At 53.6% G+C, this 19156-nt stretch carries 1 protein-coding gene and 1 pseudogene; both read left to right on the forward strand.

The features are described from left to right. Positions 1–9: 9 nt before the first annotated feature. Positions 10–4125, forward strand: a pseudogene (locus tag QF049_RS27255) (amino acid adenylation domain-containing protein); the annotation flags it as partial. A gap of 52 nt (positions 4126–4177) precedes the next feature. Then, positions 4178–18931 (forward strand): non-ribosomal peptide synthetase, encoded by a 14754-nt coding sequence (locus QF049_RS27260; RefSeq protein ID WP_373428305.1) that lies wholly within the window; start codon positions 4178–4180, stop codon positions 18929–18931. Positions 18932–19156 lie beyond the last annotated feature (225 nt).

The following is a 19156-nucleotide window of genomic DNA, read 5'->3' on the forward strand; positions in this document are numbered from 1 at the left end:
ATGGAAATTATGAATCCGGGCACATCCATCACGATGCTTTCCGCGACCTACCAGATTACGGGCGAGATCGACACCAAGCTGCTGGAGCAAGCGGCGGCAGAGATTGTCAAAACCTATGACGCTTTCCGAATCCGCATTAGCGGGGATTTGCAAAATCCAACGCAGTGGTTCGAAGAGCCGGAGAATGTCCAAACCAGGATAAGCCACCTCGAAATAGGCACGACGGAACAATTCTATGCTTGGGTGAAAGAAGTAACCGAAAAACCGGCCAGCGTGTTCGACGAACACCTCTACCAATTTACGATGATCCATTTTGCGAACGGCCAAGTATGGCTTAATTTGACTGTAAATCATATCATTGCCGATGGCTTGTCCGTCACTGCTTTGCTGCATGCGGTGATGGAAAAATACCTGGAACTGCGCAAAGGTATCTTCAACAGTTGTCAGGCCCCTTCCTATCTGGATTATATTTCAACTGAGCATGAATATGAGCAATCGCAGCGTTATCAAAAAGGCAAGGAATACTGGCTGACCAAGTACAACACTTTGCCTGAAACGAGTGGCATCAAATCGGTTCCGCCATTCTCGATTGGCAGCGAATCGAATAAACGTTCCATCACTTTGGATGGTTCCCGGTATGACCGTATTCTGGCTTTTAGCGAACAATATCAGGTCAGTTTATATACGTTATTTTTGTCCGCCATGTACGTCTTATTGTACAAGCTGACCGACAGCACCGATGTGCCGGTTGGAACGGTTTTTGCCAATCGCACTAGCAAGAAGGAAAAAGAAACGATTGGTATGTTCGTCAGCACCGTGGCTACGCGGATTAGTCTGAATCCAAATGGGTCCGTGCTTTCCTTGATCCAAACGGTTTCCAAGGAAAATACTGCGGATCTGCGGCATCAGAAATATCCTTATAACCAATTGATCCAGGATTTACGCGAACAACACGGCCGCAACGATCTTTCGGAGCTGTTCCGCACGTCTCTAGAATATCTGCCTTTGAAAATCGTGGAGTACGAAGAAATCAAGGTACGTCTGGAGGCTCACTTTGCTAGGCACGAGATGGACGATTTACTGCTGCGCTTCGACCATATGCTGAATGAAGGTCATGTCATTCTCCATGCTTCCTATCGTACCGGCCTGTTCGAGACGACCGAGATTGATCGCATTATGGAACAGTATGTAACCGTTTTGGACCAGTTTCTTGAGACTCCCGAACTGCGGGTACGCGAGATTTCTCTACTGGGCGATGAGGAGAGACGCCGAATTCTGGACGTGTTTAACCCGCCGGTGGCAGCACTGAGCGAGGGAATAGCGTTTCACCGGTATGTCGAAAAGTTTGCCCGAGACATTCCGGATCACCCGGCAGTTGTTTACATGGACAAAAAGCTGACCTACGGCGAATTGAACAAACGCGCCGAGCGGCTGGCTTCGCTCCTTCGTGAACAGGGCGTGGGAAGGGAGACGATTACGGGGATCTGGGCGGAGCGCTCGGTGGAACTGCTGGTCGGTGTGCTCGCCGTATGGAAAGCCGGCGGAGCTTATGTACCGCTGGACCCCGATTATCCGGCGGAGCGGATTGAGTACATGCTCAGCGATAGCGAAGCATCGGTGCTGCTTACGCAGCGTCATCTGTTGGAGGGGGCCGGAGGTTGGTTGGCCGATGACCGGCTGAAGCTTCAAGCTGTCTATGCGATGGACGATGAGCAGATGTATAACGGGGATACCTCAGCCATGGAATTTGAATCTGCTGACAGTGCTCCACAAGACTTGGCTTATGTGATTTACACTTCGGGTACGACGGGACGCCCAAAAGGCGTCATGATTGAGCATGGTAGTCTCATGAATACGGCGGATGCGTACCGCCGTGAATACCGGTTGGATCAGTTCCCGGTGCGTCTGCTGCAACTGGCAAGCTTCTCGTTTGACGTGTTCGTTGGAGACATCGCGCGGACGCTATATAACGGAGGAACGATGGTAATTGTGCCAAAGGATGACCGGATTGATCCGAACCGCTTATACGGCTGGATTCGGCAGCAAAACATTACGGTATTTGAATCGACACCTGCGCTCATCCTACCGTTCATGCAGCATATTTATGAAGAAGGGCTGGACGTCAGCTCCATGCAATTGCTGATTACCAGCTCGGATGCTTGCAGTGTCACCGATTACCGATTGCTGCAGGAAAGATTCAGCGGACAATTCCGCATCATCAACAGCTATGGCGTTACCGAAGCGGCGATTGACAGCAGCTTTTACGATGAGCCGCTGGACAAGCTGCCATCGTCGGGTCATGTGCCGATCGGCAAAGCTTGGCTGAACGCCCGGTTTTACATTGTCGATGCTGCGTTAAAGCCGGTTCCTATAGGGGTCCCGGGTGAACTTGTCATCGGCGGCGCCGGGGTAGCGCGCGGGTATTGGAACCGTCCGGACCTGACCGCCGATAAGTTTGCAGACAGCCCGTTTGTGTCTGGCGAACGTCTGTATCGGACAGGAGATTTGGCCCGCTGGCTGGAAGACGGCAACGTTGACTTCATTGGCCGGATCGACTATCAGGTGAAAATTCGCGGGTTCCGGATCGAACTCGGCGAAATTGAAACGGCCCTGCTGCGTCTTCCGGACGTCAAGCAGGCTGTGGTGACCGACCGTACGGATGAGCAGGGGCAAAAGTATCTGTGCGGCTACGTGGCAGGGGATGCTTCCCTGCAGCTGAGTGATCTGCTGTCCCAATTGAAGCAAGAGCTGCCGGCACATATGGTTCCGGCCCGGCTGGTGTCTCTTGATCAGCTTCCGCTCACACCGAACGGCAAGATTGACCGTAAAGCGCTGCCTGAACCGACCGGAGAGGTAGAAGCGGGCCGTGAGTATATGGCTCCTCGCACAACACTGGAAACAAGACTTGCTCTTATTTGGCAGCAGGTGCTGGGTATTGCGCGAGTAGGAGTCCATGACGATTTCTTTGACCTGGGTGGTCATTCCTTGCGGGCCTCCGCGCTTGTTTCCAAGATTCGAAAAGAGCTGCAAGTCGAGGTTCCGCTGCGGGACGTTTTCCGCTACACCACGATCGAACAGCTCGCCCAAAGAATCAGCGGTTTAAAGCAGCAGGAGACGTATGAGATTACAAAGGCGGCAGAGGCCGAGTATTATCCGGTTTCATCCGAGCAAAAGCGTCTGTACGTCCTGCGCCAGCTTGACGCGGCCGAGCGTAGCTACAATATGTCGGCGGCGCTTCTTCTCGAAGGCAAGCTGGACCGCACGCGCGTAGAGTATGCGTTCCAGATGCTGATTCAGCGCCATGAGACGCTGCGTACCGGGATTGAGCAGGTTCAAGGCGAGCTTGTTCAGCACATCTATGACGAGGTGGAGTTTGCTGTAGATTATTTCCAGGTGAGCGAGCGAGAAGTGGACCAAGTGGTCGAAGCATACTATCACCCGTTTGATCTGACCAAGCCGCCACTTCTTCGCATTGGTCTGATCGAAGTCGCCAAGGATCGCCACATTCTGCTGTTCGATATGCACCATATCGTCTCGGATGGTATCTCGACAGCATTGCTTTTCGACGAGTTCAGCCGCCTGTATCGGGGTGAGGAGCTGGCTCCGTTGCATATTCAATACAAAGATTATGCCGTTTGGCAGCATTCCGAAGCCTACGGGCAGTTGATCCAGCCGCAGAAGGAGTACTGGCTGGAACAGCTGTCGGGCGAGCTGCCTGTATTAGAACTGCCAACGGACTTCCCGCGGCCTGCAGTGCAAAGTTTTGATGGCCGGACCGTGAAGTTTGATATTGGGAAAGAGAGGAAGGAGAAGCTGAAAGAACTGGCCGCACGGACGGGTACGACCCTGTACATGGTGCTGTTCTCTGCTTACTCCATCCTTATGCATAAATATTCGGGTCAGGAAGATCTGATCGTGGGAACGCCGATTGCCGGAAGAACGCAGGAAGAAGTGCAGCCGATCGTAGGGATGTTTATCAACACGCTGGCTATTCGTAGCCGTCCGGAGCGTTCCAAGCCGTACCTTTCGTATCTGGAAGAAATCAAGGACATCACGCTCGGGGCTTTTGAACACCAAAATTATTTGTTCGAAGATTTGGTGGAAAGTCTTCACATTCCGCGCGCGACCGGCCGGAATCCGCTCTTTGATACGTTCTTCTCTCTGCAAAATACGGAGAATGAGCAAATTGTCATCGAGGGGCTGGAGCAATCGTTTTATCCGTTGGAAAATCGAACGTCCAAGTTCGAGCTGCTCTCTGGATATTTCGGAGCTGGATGGTCAGCTCGAATGCCGGTTGGAATACGCTACGGCTTTGTATAAACAGGAGACCGCGGAGCGGTTCGCCAGACATTATGACAAGCTGCTCGAAACTATCGCAACAGCGCCGGAAGGGGATATTGCTTCGCTGGAAATGCTAACGGAGCAGGAAATCCGTGAACTGGTGTGCGGTTTCAATGATTCGGAGGCAGACTACCCGCAGCAGACGATTCATGGCTTGTTCGAAGAGCAGGCGAAGCTTTACCCGGATAACGTGGCCGCCGTCATGAATGAGTGGCAATTGACTTACCGCGAACTGAACGAGCGATCCAACCGCCTTGCACGTAAGCTGCGGGAGACAGGAGTCGAAGGGGATCAGTTGGTAGCGATTCTGGCCGAACGTTCGCTTGATATGGTCGTCGGCATTCTGGCGATTCTCAAAGCGGGTGGAGCCTACGTGCCTGTCGATCCCGACTACCCGGAGGAGCGCATCCGCTTCATGATCGAAGATTCGGGCGCACCGTTATTGCTGATTCAGAAGCACTTGCATGAGAAGACCAACTTCGCAGGAACGCGCCTTGAATTGGACGATTTCGTTTGGGGCAACAAAGGGGCGGACTCCGCTGGTGAGCTGGACGCTTCGAATCTAGAGCCGATTTCCGGGCCGGGTAACTTGGCTTATGTCATCTACACATCGGGAACGACTGGCAAACCCAAAGGCACGTTGATTGAGCATAAAAACGTCGTGCGCCTTTTGTTCAACGACAAGAACCTGTTTGACTTTGGGCCGTCCGACACGTGGACGTTATTCCACTCGTTCTGCTTCGATTTCTCCGTCTGGGAGATGTACGGAGCACTTCTGAATGGAGGAAGGCTGGTTATCGTACCGCCGCTTACGGCGAAAAATCCGGCCGAGTTCCTGGCACTGTTGAGCCGCGAACGGGTCACGATTTTGAACCAGACGCCAACATATTTCTATCAACTGCTGCGTGAGGTTTTAGCGGACCATCCGTACGATCTGCGGATTCGCAACGTCATCTTCGGCGGCGAAGCGCTCAGCCCGCTGTTGCTCAAGGGTTTCAAGACAAAGTACCCGGAGACAAAGCTGATCAATATGTACGGTATTACCGAAACGACGGTTCACGTGACGTATAAGGAAATTACATGGATCGAGATGGAGGCGGCGAAGAGTAATATCGGCAAGCCGATCCCGACGCTGAGCGTGTACGTCCTGGATGAAAACCGTCGTCCTGTTCCGATCGGCGTAGCAGGCGAAATGTACGTAGCCGGAGAGGGCCTGGCGAGGGGATACCTGAATCGCCCGGATTTGACGGCGGAAAAGTTCGTTGATTCCCCGTTTGCGGAGGGGGAAAAACTGTATCGCTCAGGCGACTTGGCGGCCTGGCTGCCGGACGGCAACATTGAATACCTCGGCCGGATCGATCATCAGGTCAAAATCCGCGGGTACCGGATCGAGCTGGACGAAATTGAGACGCAGCTTCTGAACGTGGAGGGTGTGGAAGAAGCGGTGGTGCTCGCCCGTCAGGACAGTGGGGGCGAGAAGGCGCTTGTTGCCTACTTTGTGGCGGACCGGACGCTGACGGTTAGCGAAATGAGAACCTCGCTGGCCCAGGGAATGCCGGGATATATGATCCCGTCGTACTTCGTGCAGCTGGAACGCATGCCGCTGACGTCCAACGGCAAAGTGGACCGCAAAGCACTGCCGGAGCCGCAAGGCGGCCTGCAAACGGGTGTCGAATACGTAGCCCCTCGTAACTTTACGGAGTCCCAGCTTGTGAAAATCTGGGAGGAAGTGCTGGGTTACTCCGGCATTGGAATTCTGGACAATTTCTTCGAGCTCGGAGGACATTCCTTGCGGGCAACAAACCTTGTCAGCAAGATTCGGAAGGAAATGAACGTTGAACTTCCGCTACGCGATGTGTTCCGCTATATGACGGTAGAATCGATGGCTGGGGCTATTGCCAGCTTGGAAGAATCAGAGCACAGCTCGATTCCAAAAGCGGAAGAGAGAGCGTTCTATCCGGTTTCCTCTGCACAAAAAAGGCTGTACGTCCTGCATCAGCTGGATAGCTTGGAGCTGAATTATAACCTTCCAAGCGCCTTGCAATTGGAAGGGGCTTTGAACGAGGCCAAAGTAGAAGATGTGCTGACTACTTTGATGGCCCGGCACGATATGCTGCGCACCGGTTTTGAAATCGTAAATGGGGAGCCGATTCAGCGTATTCATCCGCTCGTCGCTCTCAAGGTCGAGAAGATTCAAGCAAGCGAAAATCAGGTTGCAGCCATTCTTGAAGGCTTCATTCAGCCTTTTGACTTGACCCAGCCGCCTTTGCTGCGCGCCCTGTTGATTGAATTGGAGAAAGAAAAATTCCTGCTCGCGCTGGATATGCATCACATTGCTTCCGACGGCCTTTCCATGGATGTGCTGCTGCGTGAATTCGTGCGGCTATACAATGGGGAAGAGCTGCCGGAGCTGCGGATTCAATACAAGGATTACGCCGTTTGGCAGCAATCCGAGGAACAGCGTCAACGCATCAAACGACAGGAGGAATACTGGCGCGGGGTATTCAGCTCCGAGCTTCCGGTTCTTGAGCTGCCTCTTGACTACTCCCGTCCAGCCGTTCAGCAGTTTGACGGTCAAACGCTCACGTTTACGCTAGATGCGGAGAAAGGCGAAGCTCTCAAACAGCTTGCCAGCGATTCGGGGGCAACGTTGTACATGCTTCTGCTGGCTGCGTACTCCGTATTGCTTCATAAATACGTGGGACAGGAAGATATAGTAGTCGGCACTCCGATTGCCGCTCGTTCTCACGCCGACTTGCAGCCGATTATCGGCATGTTTGTCAATACGCTGGCCCTTCGCTTGGGTCCGACGGCAGAGCGGACGTTCATGGATTACTTGCAGGAAGTGAAGGAAACGACACTTGGAGCCTACGAGCACCAGGATTATCCGTTTGAGGAACTGGTAGAAGCTCTTCAGGTGAGCCGGGATTTAAGCCGGAATCCGCTGTTTGACACCATGTTTTCTTTGCAAAAGCACGAAAGCCTGGATTTAATTCTTGAAGGCTTGCAATGGTCACTGTTTGACATCGAGGAAAAGACGGCAAAGTTTGATCTTAGCTTGGATATCGTGGAAGAGGGTAACGAGTTGGTTTGCAAGATCGAGTACGCTACCTCGTTGTTTAGACAGGACACGATGGTACGGCTGGCGGGTCATTACGAGCAGCTTTTGGCGTCGATCCTGGCTCAGCCGGGTGCGCGGATTTTGGATTTGGATATATTGACGGACAGCGAAAAGGATAATTTATTGGTCGGGTTTGACGTGTCGTCTTCGGCTCTTGTGAAGCAACCCGCCGCAGAGGGTACAGGTCTGGAAGCGGATGAGTCATGGAGAGAGAGAACGTTCCACGAGCTGTTCGAGGAGCAGGCGAAACGCGCTCCGGGAGCGCTAGCGGTTGTATACGAAGACAGCAAGCTGACATATGCGGAGCTGAATGCCAAAGCGAATCGTCTGGCGTATGTACTGCGAGCACGTGGGGTGAAGCCGGAACAGGTGGTCGGCATTCTGGCCGGCCGTTCAGCCGAGCTGTTGATCGGGGTGCTCGCCGTATGGAAAGCTGGCGGTGCTTATGTACCGCTTGACCCCGACTATCCAGCGGAGCGGATAGAATATATGCTCGCGGATAGCGGGGCGTCGGTGCTACTTACCCAGACCTGCCTGTTGGAGCAGGCGGAAACTTGGCGCTGCAACGGAGCTTTAACGCTGCAAACGGTGCTTGCACTTGATGACGCCGCGGCGTACAGCCTCGGAGCGGCGGAAACGGCTGTAGGCGTACAAGCTTTGGGTGAAGCGGGCGCGGAGGCGGAGGCTTTGGCGCAAGAGGCAACGGCTGCAGCCGAAACGTCCGTCACGGCAGAAGCTGAGCAGAACGTACAAGCGGCGGATCTCGCATCAAATCCGGCAAATGTAAACAAGCCGGGCGATCTGGCTTATGTCATCTACACCTCCGGTACGACGGGCCGTCCGAAGGGCGTGGCAGTGGAACACGGCAGCTTGGTGAACACGGCGGCGGGCTACCGGCGGGACTATCATCTGGATCAGTTCCCGATCCGGCTGCTGCAACTTGCCAGTTTCTCGTTTGACGTGTTCGTTGGTGACATTGCACGGACGCTGTACAACGGTGGAACTATGGTCATCGTGCCGAAGGAAGACCGGATTGATCCAACCCGCCTCTATGGCTGGATTCGCGACTACGCCGTGACAGTGTTCGAATCAACTCCTGCGCTGGTTGTGCCGTTCATGGAGCATGTGTATACCGAGGGTCTGGACCTCAGCTCGATGCAGCTGCTGATCACAAGCTCGGATGCCTGCAGTGTAGCGGATTACCGCACCTTGCAGGAGCGCTTTGGCTCGCAGTTCCGTATTATTAACAGCTACGGCGTAACGGAAGCAGCGATTGACTCCAGCTTCTATGACGAGCCGCTGGAGAAGTTGCCGAAAACGGGTAGCGTGCCAATCGGGAAAGCGTGGCTGAACGCCAAGTTCTACATCGTGGATACAAATCTGAGGCCGGTGCCGATCGGGGTGCTCGGCGAGCTGGTTATCGGTGGAGTGGGTGTGGCCCGCGGTTACTTGAATCGCCCGGATTTAACGGCGGAGAAATTCGTAGACAGCCCGTTCACCGCTGGGGAGCGGTTGTACCGGACGGGTGATCTGGCACGCTGGATGCCGGACGGAAACGTAGATTTCATCGGCCGAATCGACAATCAGGTGAAAATTCGCGGTTACCGGATTGAGCTTGGTGAGATTGAAGCGGCCATGAAAAATGTTGCCGAGGTGCGTCAAGCGCTTGTCATCGACCGGACGGACGAGCGGGGACAGAAATATTTGTGCGGGTATGTCGTAGTGGATTCCAGCTTCGATCTGGAAGGGCTTGTGGTCCATCTGGACGCCGTACTGCCTTCTCATATGGTGCCATCGCGCATCATGCTTCTCGAACAATTGCCGCTTACACCGAACGGCAAGATCGACCGTAAAGCGTTGCCTGTGCCAGAAGGAAGCATTCGTGCCGAGGCTGCATACACGGCGCCTCGTACTCCTGCCGAGCAAGCACTTGCATCGGTCTGGCAGTCGGTGCTGGGCGTGGATCAGGTGGGCACCATGGATAATTTCTTTACGCTTGGTGGGGATTCAATTAAAGCTTTACAGGTATCTTCTCGTCTATTGCAGTCGGGGTACAAGCTGGTCATGAAAGATTTATTCCATTACCCGACGATTTCCGCCCTTAGTTTGCGGTTGCAAACAGCGGAGAGAACGGCAAGCCAGGCCGAAGTGACGGGAGAGGTTATCCTGACCCCGATTCAGCGCTGGTTCTTTGAACAAAATCCGGCCGATGTGCATCATAGCAATCAGGCATTCATGCAGTTCTCCAAGCATGGCTTTGATGAAAAAGCTTTACGCCAAGCGGTGCGTCAGCTTATCGTGCATCACGATGCTCTTCGTACGGTTTATCGTCAAACCGAGAATGGTTATACCGCATGGAACCGCGGCGCCGGGGAGAGCGAAGTGCTGTTCGATCTGGAGGTTGTCGATTTCAAGGGAGCCCGCGACGTGAAAAAAGCGGTAGAGGCTAAGGCAAATGACATTCAAGCGAGCATTGATCTGGAAAACGGTCCGCTGGTGAAACTTGGCTTGTTCCGCTGCGACGACGGCGACCATCTGCTCATCGCAATCCATCACTTGGTCGTAGACGGCGTATCCTGGCGGATTCTGCTTGAGGATTTTGCTGCCGCCTATGAGCAGGCGCTGCAAGGGCAGCCGATCCGTCTGTCGCTCAAAACGGATTCATTCCAAACGTGGGCGAAACAGCTCGCTGATTATGCGAACGGGCCGGCGATGGAAAGCGAGAGAGCGTATTGGCAGTTTATCGAGCAATTGGCCTATGAGCCGCTTCCAAAAGATTTTGATCAAGGCAGATCCAAACTGAAGGACAGCGGGCTCGTAACCGTTCGATGGACAGCGGACGAAACCGAACAGTTGCTGAAGCAGGCTCATCGTGCTTACCATACGGAAATGAACGATTTGCTGCTTGCTGCGCTGGGCCTCTCAGTACAAGCTTGGAGCGGTCAGGAACGCGTGCTGGTGAATCTCGAAGGCCACGGCCGGGAAGAACTTTTGCCAGATGTGGACATTACGCGCACGGTAGGCTGGTTTACAAGCCAATTCCCTGTTGTTCTGGAGCTAGGTCATGCTCAGGCACTCGGTCATCAGGTGAAACAGGTGAAAGAAAACTTGCGCCGCATTCCGAACAAAGGAATCGGCTACGGCATCCAGCGTTATTTGTCGGCGCCGCGTGACGGAGAACGCTTCGTTTTGGAGCCGGAGATCAGTTTTAACTATTTGGGCCAGTTCGACCAGGATTACGAAAGCAGTAGCTCCCAGCCGTCTCCGTTCAGCCCGGGCTCCGATTCAAGCCCAAATGCTGTGATGGATTATGTCCTAGATATCAATGGTATGGTGTCGGAAGGCGTGTTGGAACTCACGATCCGTTATGGGGAAACCCAGTATCAACGGGAAACGGTTGAGCGTTTGGGCACCCTGCTTCAATCGAGTTTGCGTGAAGTCATCAGCCATTGCGTATCGAAAGAGCGGCCGGAGCTTACGCCTAGTGATGTACTGCTTCAAGATGTGACGGTGGAGGAACTGGAGCGGCTGTCCGAACATACGGCGGCACTCGGCGAACTGGAGAATGTATACACCCTGACTCCGCTGCAAAAAGGGATGTTGTTCCACAGCTTGCTGGATGCCGATTCGGAAGCTTACTTCGAACAGGTGACCTTCGATCTGTATGGAAGTCTGAATGTGGAAGCCTTCACCCGAGGGTTGGATACGCTGGTGCAGCGGAATGAGGCGCTGCGTACCAACTTTATTACCGGCTGGAGAGACGAGCCGATTCAAGTGGTATTCCGTGAGCGGAATTGTGAAGTGTATTTCGAAGATATTCGTTCGGTAAGAGATGAACACCCGGAGAAGACGATAGCCGATTTTGTCAGCGCGGATAAAGCGAACAAGTTTGATTTGGCCCAAGACTCTCTTATGCGTGTGACCGTTTTGCGCACAGGCGACGAGTCTTACCATGTGATTTGGAGTCATCATCACATTTTGATGGATGGCTGGTGCATGTCCTTCATGATCAAGGAAGTGTTCGACACTTACTTTGCGTTTCAGGAGAAGCGAGAGCCAGAGCTCCCTCTGGTTACCTCGTACTCCCGATATATCGAATGGCTGGAAGCTCAAGATGCAGCGAAAGCTTCGGGTTACTGGTCTGAGTATTTGGCGGGTTACGATCAACAGACCAAGCTGCCGCAGGAGAGAACGCAGCTGAAACAGCATGCTTTTGAAATGGCTGAAATCGATGTGGAACTCAGCAAAGGACTGACTGGGCAGATTGAGCGTGTGGCACGCCAGCAGCAGGTGACACTCAACACATTTATGCAGACTGTATGGGGACTGGTCTTACAGATATACAACAACAGCGAGGATGTTGTATTCGGTTCCGTTGTATCCGGCCGTCCGGCGGAAATTCCGGGCATTGAAAGCATGATTGGTCTGTTTATTAATACGATCCCGGTCCGTATTCAAGGTAAAGCCGAGGAGACGGTAGCCGATATTTTGAGAAAAACCCAGGATCAAGCGCTGGCATCAGGAGCTTACGAAACGTTCCCGCTGTTCGAAATTCAGTCGCTGAGCGAGCAAAAGCGTGACTTGATCAACCATATTATGGTCTTTGAAAATTATCCGATGGAAGAACAGATTGAGCAGGTTGTCGGCGGAGGACAAGAAGCGCTGAAAATCGCTAATATCCAATCGCCGGAACAAACGAACTACGACCTGGACATTACCGTCATTCCGGAAGAGCATATTTTGCTGCGGTTTACGTACAATGCACTGACATTCAGAGAGCATGACATCAGGCAGATCCACGGTCATTTTGCCCGTGCATTGGAGCAGGTTGCGGCTAATCCGAATGTTTGTGTACATGAGTTAGAGCTTTTGACGGCGGCGGAAAAAGAAGAAATTGTCGGCGCGTTTAATCCGGTGCAGCCGGAAGTGGCTCCTGTGGCCGCCTTCCATCGCCTGTTCGAGCAACAGGTGGAGCGCACACCGGCAGCGGAAGCCGTCGTATACGAGAACGATCGGCTGACGTACGCGGAGCTGAACGAGCGGGCGAATCGCTTGGCGGCTACGCTGCGCGGAAGCGGCATTGGCCGGGAGACCATCGTTGGCATTCTCGCCGAGCGTTCGGTTGATTTGCTGGTGGCCGTGATGGCCGTCTGGAAAGCGGGAGGGGCGTATGTACCGCTTGACCCGGAATATCCGGCGGACCGTGTGCGGTTCATGCTGGAAGACAGCGGAGCGAAGGTGCTGCTGACACAAACGCTGCTGCGAGAGCGTGCCGAATCCTGGCTCAGCGAAGAGGAATTGGCACTGGAGACGGTGCTGTATCTCGACGACGAAACGTCATACAGCGAAGATCGGGTAAATGCCCCGATGGGCTCCAGCATGGTTTCAGGTCTGGTCTCCGGCGAGCTGACGGGTGCTGTGAACGACCGTAATGAGAGTCACCCAAATGATGTTGTCGGTATGGGCAGCTTCCATGAAGCCCGTCCGGAGGATCTGGCGTACGTCATCTACACGTCGGGAACGACGGGCAAGCCAAAAGGCGTGATGATCGAGCACCGCAGCCTGGTGAACACGGCAGCGGGCTACCGACGGGAATACCGGTTGGATCAGTTCCCGGTAAGGCTGTTGCAGCTCGCCAGCTTCTCGTTTGACGTGTTCGTGGGCGATATCGCGCGAACGTTGTACAACGGAGGCAGCATGGTCATTGTACCGAAAGACGACCGGATCGATCCGTCTCGTCTGCACTACTGGATGGAGCGGGAGCAAGTGACGATCTTTGAATCAACGCCGGCGTTGATCGTGCCGTTTATGGAATACGTGCATGAGAACGGGCTGGAGTTAAGCGGTATGGAGCTGTTGGTTACAAGCTCGGACAGTTGCAGTGTGGCGGATTACCGTACCTTGCAGGAACGGTTTGGCCCATCGTTCCGCATTATTAACGCCTACGGTGTGACGGAAGCGGCAATTGACTCCAGTTTCTATGATGAGGAGTTGGCGAAACTGCCGCAGACAGGCCATGTGCCGATTGGAAAAGCGTGGTTAAATGCGAAGTTTTACATCGTGGATGCACATCTGAATCCTGTTCCAGTCGGCGTGCTGGGCGAATTGGTTATCGGCGGAGTGGGTGTGGCGCGCGGGTACTTGAACCGTCCAGAGCTGACGGAAGAGAAGTTTGTAGATAGTCCGTTTATCGTAGGTGAGCGGTTGTATCGCACGGGAGACTTGGCGCGGTGGATGGAGGACGGAAACGTGGACTTCATCGGCCGGATCGATAACCAGGCGAAAATCCGGGGTTACCGGATCGAGACGGGCGAAGTCGAAGCAAAGCTGCTGAGTGTAGATGGCGTGAAGGAAACGGTCGTTGTTGTCAGGGAAGATCAAGAGGGGCAGAAAGCGTTGTGCGCTTATTATACATTGGAAAAAGGCTTGACGGCGGCAGATTTGAAACGGGCGATCTCCAGCGAGCTACCGGCATACATGATTCCGTCGTATTTCGTCGAACTGGAGCAATTGCCTCTAACGCCGAATGGGAAAATTGACCGGAAGGCGCTGCCAGCGCCGGAAGGGGGAGCAGGCGGAGGCCGCGAATACGTGGCGCCCCGCACCGAACTGGAGGGAAAACTGGCCGCCATTTGGCAGGAAGTGCTTGCTCGGGAGAAGGCGGTAGGCGTAACGGACAACTTCTTCGATCTCGGTGGACACTCCCTGCGGGCGACAACACTTGTCAGCAAAATGCATAAGGAGCTGGGCATTGAATTCCCGCTTCGCGACGTATTCCGCTACTCGACAGTTGAGGAAATGGCTGTGGCTATGGAGCGGTTAGAGGTCGGCTCGTTTACGGCTATTCCGGCTGCGGAACCTAGCGAGTACTATCCGCTCTCTTCTGCTCAGAAACGTCTCTACATCTTGAACCAGCTGGAAGGAGGCGAGCTGAGCTACAACATACCGGGAGCTATGTTACTCGAAGGGCAGCTCGACCGGCAGCGGTTTGAAGAAGCATTCCGCGGGCTTGTAGCTCGTCATGAAACGCTGCGTACCGGCTTTGAGATGGTTGAAGGCGAAGCGGTTCAGCGAATTTACGAAGAAGTCACCTTCCAGGTGGAATATGTGCAGATCAGCGGGGAGCAGGCGGAAGAAACGGTGCGCCAATTCGTTCGTGCGTTTGATCTGGCAAAGCCGCCACTTCTGCGGGTGGGCATTGCCGAACTGGCGCCGGACCGACACATTCTGATGTTTGATACACATCATATCGTATCGGACGGCGTTTCAATGGACGTACTGATCGAAGAGTTTGTGCACTTGTACAGCGGGGGGATGCTCAAGCCACTCCGCATTCAGTACAAAGATTATGCAGTATGGCAGCAATCGGACAACCAGAAAGCTCAGCTAGCCAAGCAGGAAGCCTACTGGCACGACATGTTCCGCGGAGAACTGCCAGTTCTCGAAATGCCAACGGACTATCCGCGCCCGGCTATGCAGAGCTACGAGGGCCGTACGCTGCAATTGTTTATGAATATTGAGAAAAGCGAAGGTCTGAAACGGCTTGCAGCTGAGAACGGCGCAACGCTTTACATGGTTCTGCTTGCGGCGTATAACGTGCTTCTGCATAAATATTCAGGTCAGGAAGACGTGGTGGTAGGTACGCCGATTGCGGGCAGAAATCACAGCGACGTTCAACCGCTGATCGGGATGTTCGTTAATACATTGGCCATTCGCAGTTACCCGGCTGCCAGTAAGACGTTCCTTGACTACTTGAAGGAAATCAAGGAGACAACACTGGGTGCTTTTGAACATCAGAATTATCCGTTTGAGGAACTGGTGGATAAGGTAAACGTGGCTCGCGATTTACGCCGTCATCCACTGTTTGATACGATGTTTGCTTTGCAGAATACAGAAAATGTCGAAATCCAGCTTCCGGGACTGCATTTGTCGACGTATGCCAGCGAAGAAATTGTTTCCAAATTCGATCTCAGCTTGGACGTTACGGAGATTGAGGACGGCTTGGAATATCTGTTTGAATACGCCACGGCTCTATATAAAACGGAAACGGTGGAGAAGTTGGCTGCCCACTACTTGCAGTTGCTTGAATCCATTCTCTGCAACCCGTCAGCGACGATTTCCGAGTTGGATATTTTAACGGCGGCGGAAAAAGAAGAAATTGTCGGCGCGTTTAACCCGGGGCAGCCGGAAGCGGCTCCTGTGGCAGCGTTACATCGCCTGTTCGAGGAACAGGCGGAATACACACCAGAAGCGGAAGCCATCGTATACGAGAACGATCGGATGACGTATGCGGAGTTGAACGAGAGGGCGAATCGCCTGTCAGCCACGCTGCGCGCAAGTGGAGTCGGCCGGGAGGAGATTGTGGGCATTCTCGCCGAGCGTTCGGTGGACCTGCTGGTAGCCGTGCTGGCCGTCTGGAAAGCGGGAGGGGCGTATGTACCGCTTGACCCGGATTATCCGGCCGACCGCGTGCGGTTTATGCTGGAAGACAGCGGAGCAAAGGTGCTTCTGACACAAACGCTGCTGCGAGAGCGTGCCGAAGCCTGGCTCGGCGAAGAGGAACTGGTACTGGCGACGGTGCTGTACCTCGACGATGAAACGTCGTACAACAAGGAACGAAGCAATGCGCCAATGGACTTCGGCCAAGGCTCCAGCAGTGCTCCCGATCAAGTCAACGGCAAGCTAACGGGGGCTGTGAACGGTGGTGGCGAGAGCCATCCAAATAATGTTGATGTTGTAGGTATGGACAGCTTCCATGAAGCCCGCCCAGAGGATTTGGCGTATGTGATCTACACGTCCGGAACGACGGGCAAGCCCAAGGGTGTGATGATTGAGCACCGCAGCCTGGTGAACACGGCAGCGGGCTACCGACGGGAATACCGGTTGGATCAGTTTCCGGTAAGGCTGTTGCAGCTCGCCAGCTTCTCGTTTGACGTGTTCGTGGGCGATATCGCGCGGACATTGTACAACGGAGGCAGCATGGTCATTGTACCGAAAGACGACCGGATCGATCCGTCTCGTCTGCACTACTGGATAGAGCGGGAGCAAGTGACGATCTTTGAATCAACGCCGGCGCTGATCGTACCGTTTATGGAATACGTGCATGAGCAAGGGCTGGAGTTGAGCGGGATGGAGCTGTTGATCACAAGCTCGGACAGCTGCAGTGTGGCAGATTACCGGACCTTGCAGGAACGGTTTGGCTCATCGTTCCGCATTATTAACGCCTACGGTGTGACGGAAGCGGCAATTGACTCCAGTTTCTATGACGAGGAGTTGGCGAAACTGCCGCAGACTGGCCATGTGCCAATCGGCAAAGCGTGGCTGAATGCGAAGTTCTATATCGTGGATGCACATCTGAATCCTGTTCCAGTCGGCGTGCTGGGCGAATTGGTTATCGGCGGAGTGGGTGTGGCGCGCGGGTACTTGAACCGTCCAGAGCTGACGGAAGAGAAGTTTGTAGACAGCCCTTTCACCGCGGGCGAGCGGCTGTACCGCACAGGAGATTTGGCGCGGTGGATGGAGGACGGCAACGTGGATTTCATCGGCCGGATCGACAATCAAGCGAAAATCCGGGGCTACCGGATCGAAACGGGTGAGATTGAATCGCAGCTGCTGCGGGTGGTAGGTATACGCGAAGCGGTGGTGCTGGTTCGAAGTGATGCGAACGGGCAAAAGGCGCTGTGCGCGTACTACACAACGGATATCGAACTGACGGCGGCCGACCTGAAACGAGCGATCTCCAGCGAGCTGCCGGGTTACATGATCCCGTCGTACTTTGTGGAGTTGGAGCATTTACCTCTGACACCAAACGGGAAAATCGACCGGAAAGCGCTGCCGGCGCCGGAAGAGGGAGCAAGTGCAGGGCGCGAATACGTGGGGCCGCGCACCGATCTGGAGACGAAACTGGTCTCCATCTGGCAGGACGTGCTTGGGTCAGTTACGATAGGTGTGACAGACAACTTCTTCGACCTCGGCGGTCACTCGCTGCGGGCGACAACGCTGGTCAGCAAGGTGCACAAGGAGCTGCACGTGGACCTGCCACTGCGCGATGTATTCCGGTACTCGACTATTGAAGCGATGGCTGAAGTGATTAGCCGATTGGAGCAGCAGGAATTCCTCTCCATTCCGGTTCTGGATAAAATGGAGTATTATCCGCTTTCCTCTGTGCAAAAACGGCTGTACATCCAGCAGCAGATGGAAGGTGCCGAGCTTAGCTACAACATGTCCGGCATGACGGTTCTCGTCGGGCGCTTGGAGCGGAATCAATTCGAGGCGGCGCTCCAAGGATTAATTGCTCGTCACGAAGTTTTGCGAACTGGCTTCGAGATGGTCGACGGTGAACCGGTACAACGGGTTTATTCGGACTTGGAGTTTTCCGTCGAGTATACAAAAGCGCCGGAAAGTGAAACAAAAAGCATTGCAGATGCCTTTGTACGTGTCTTTGATTTGGAGCGGCCGCCGCTGCTGCGTGTGGGCTTAGTTGAATGGGAAGCGGAACGTCATCTGCTTATGCTGGACATTCATCATATCGTCACGGATGGCATGTCGATGGGTATCTTCATCGAAGAGCTGCTGCGCCTGTATAACGGTGAGACGCTGGAACCGCTTCGGATTCAATACAAGGAATTCGCCGCTTGGCAGCAGTCCGAACCTGTAAAAGAACGGCTGAAAAGTCAGGAAGCTTACTGGCTGGACATGCTGGAAGGTGAACTGCCAACGCTTGAGCTGCCTACGGACTTTGTCAGACCCGCCGCTCGCAGCTTTGAGGGAGATGTGCTGCCTTTCAGTATCGACAAGCAGATGACCGACAGCTTGCAGCGTATTGCCGATGAGAACGGTGCTACCCTATATATGGTGTTATCGGCGGCCTATTCCATCCTGCTCAGCAAGTACTCGGGACAAGAAGACTTCATTGTAGGCACACCGGTTTCAGGCCGCACACATGCCGACCTGGAGCCACTCATCGGAATGTTTGTCAACACGTTGGCGATCCGCCATTATCCATCCGGGGAGAAGACGTTCCTTGTTTACTTGAACGAAGTCAAAGAAACGATGCTGGGGGCCTACGACCACCAGGATTATCCGTTTGAAGAACTTGTGAAAAAGCTGCAGGTGCCGCGCGATCAAAGCCGCAATCCTGTATTTGATGTCATGTTTGCAGTGGAAACGAAGGAAGATAACGTTCAAAGCTTCGGGGATATCCAGATCGAATCTTATCCGGAAACGCATACGGTTTCCCAATTTGATCTTACCTTGATCATTTCGTTGCTGGATGAGGGTATGAATGGGCAGTTTGAATATGCCACCAAGTTGTTTACGCGCAATCTGATCGACAATTTCGCTCAGGACCTGCTCGTGATCATCACCCAAATTGGCGAACAGCCTTCGGTGCTGCTCAAGGATATTTCCCTGAACGGGCAATCCGAACAGGAGCAAGATATGCTAGAAGCCATTGATATTATTTTCTAATCCCTTACCCGGCTTGGGTGAAAATGGATCATTTAAGCACGTTATATGCGACATTCGGTATATTGAGGAAGTGGTAATGAAAATTTGTGGTGGTTTCATGACTTTTTTATCACCTGACAAAAGTATTTAAGTTATGTAACAAAGGGTTCTGATGACAGTTGTCATCAGGACCCTTTGTTTATGAACGTATAATTAATGTTCCTATGTCCAAATCAGTATGAGGCT

It is taken from the genome of Paenibacillus sp. W4I10, assembly GCF_030816325.1.
Classification (GTDB): domain Bacteria; phylum Bacillota; class Bacilli; order Paenibacillales; family Paenibacillaceae; genus Paenibacillus; species Paenibacillus amylolyticus_B.

Bases quoted from the DNA above. Each gene is read 5' to 3' on its own strand.
- QF049_RS27260 (WP_373428305.1), top strand. From the start codon at position 4,178: ATGAGCAAATTGTCATCGAGGGGCTGGAGCAATCGTTTTATCCGTTGG.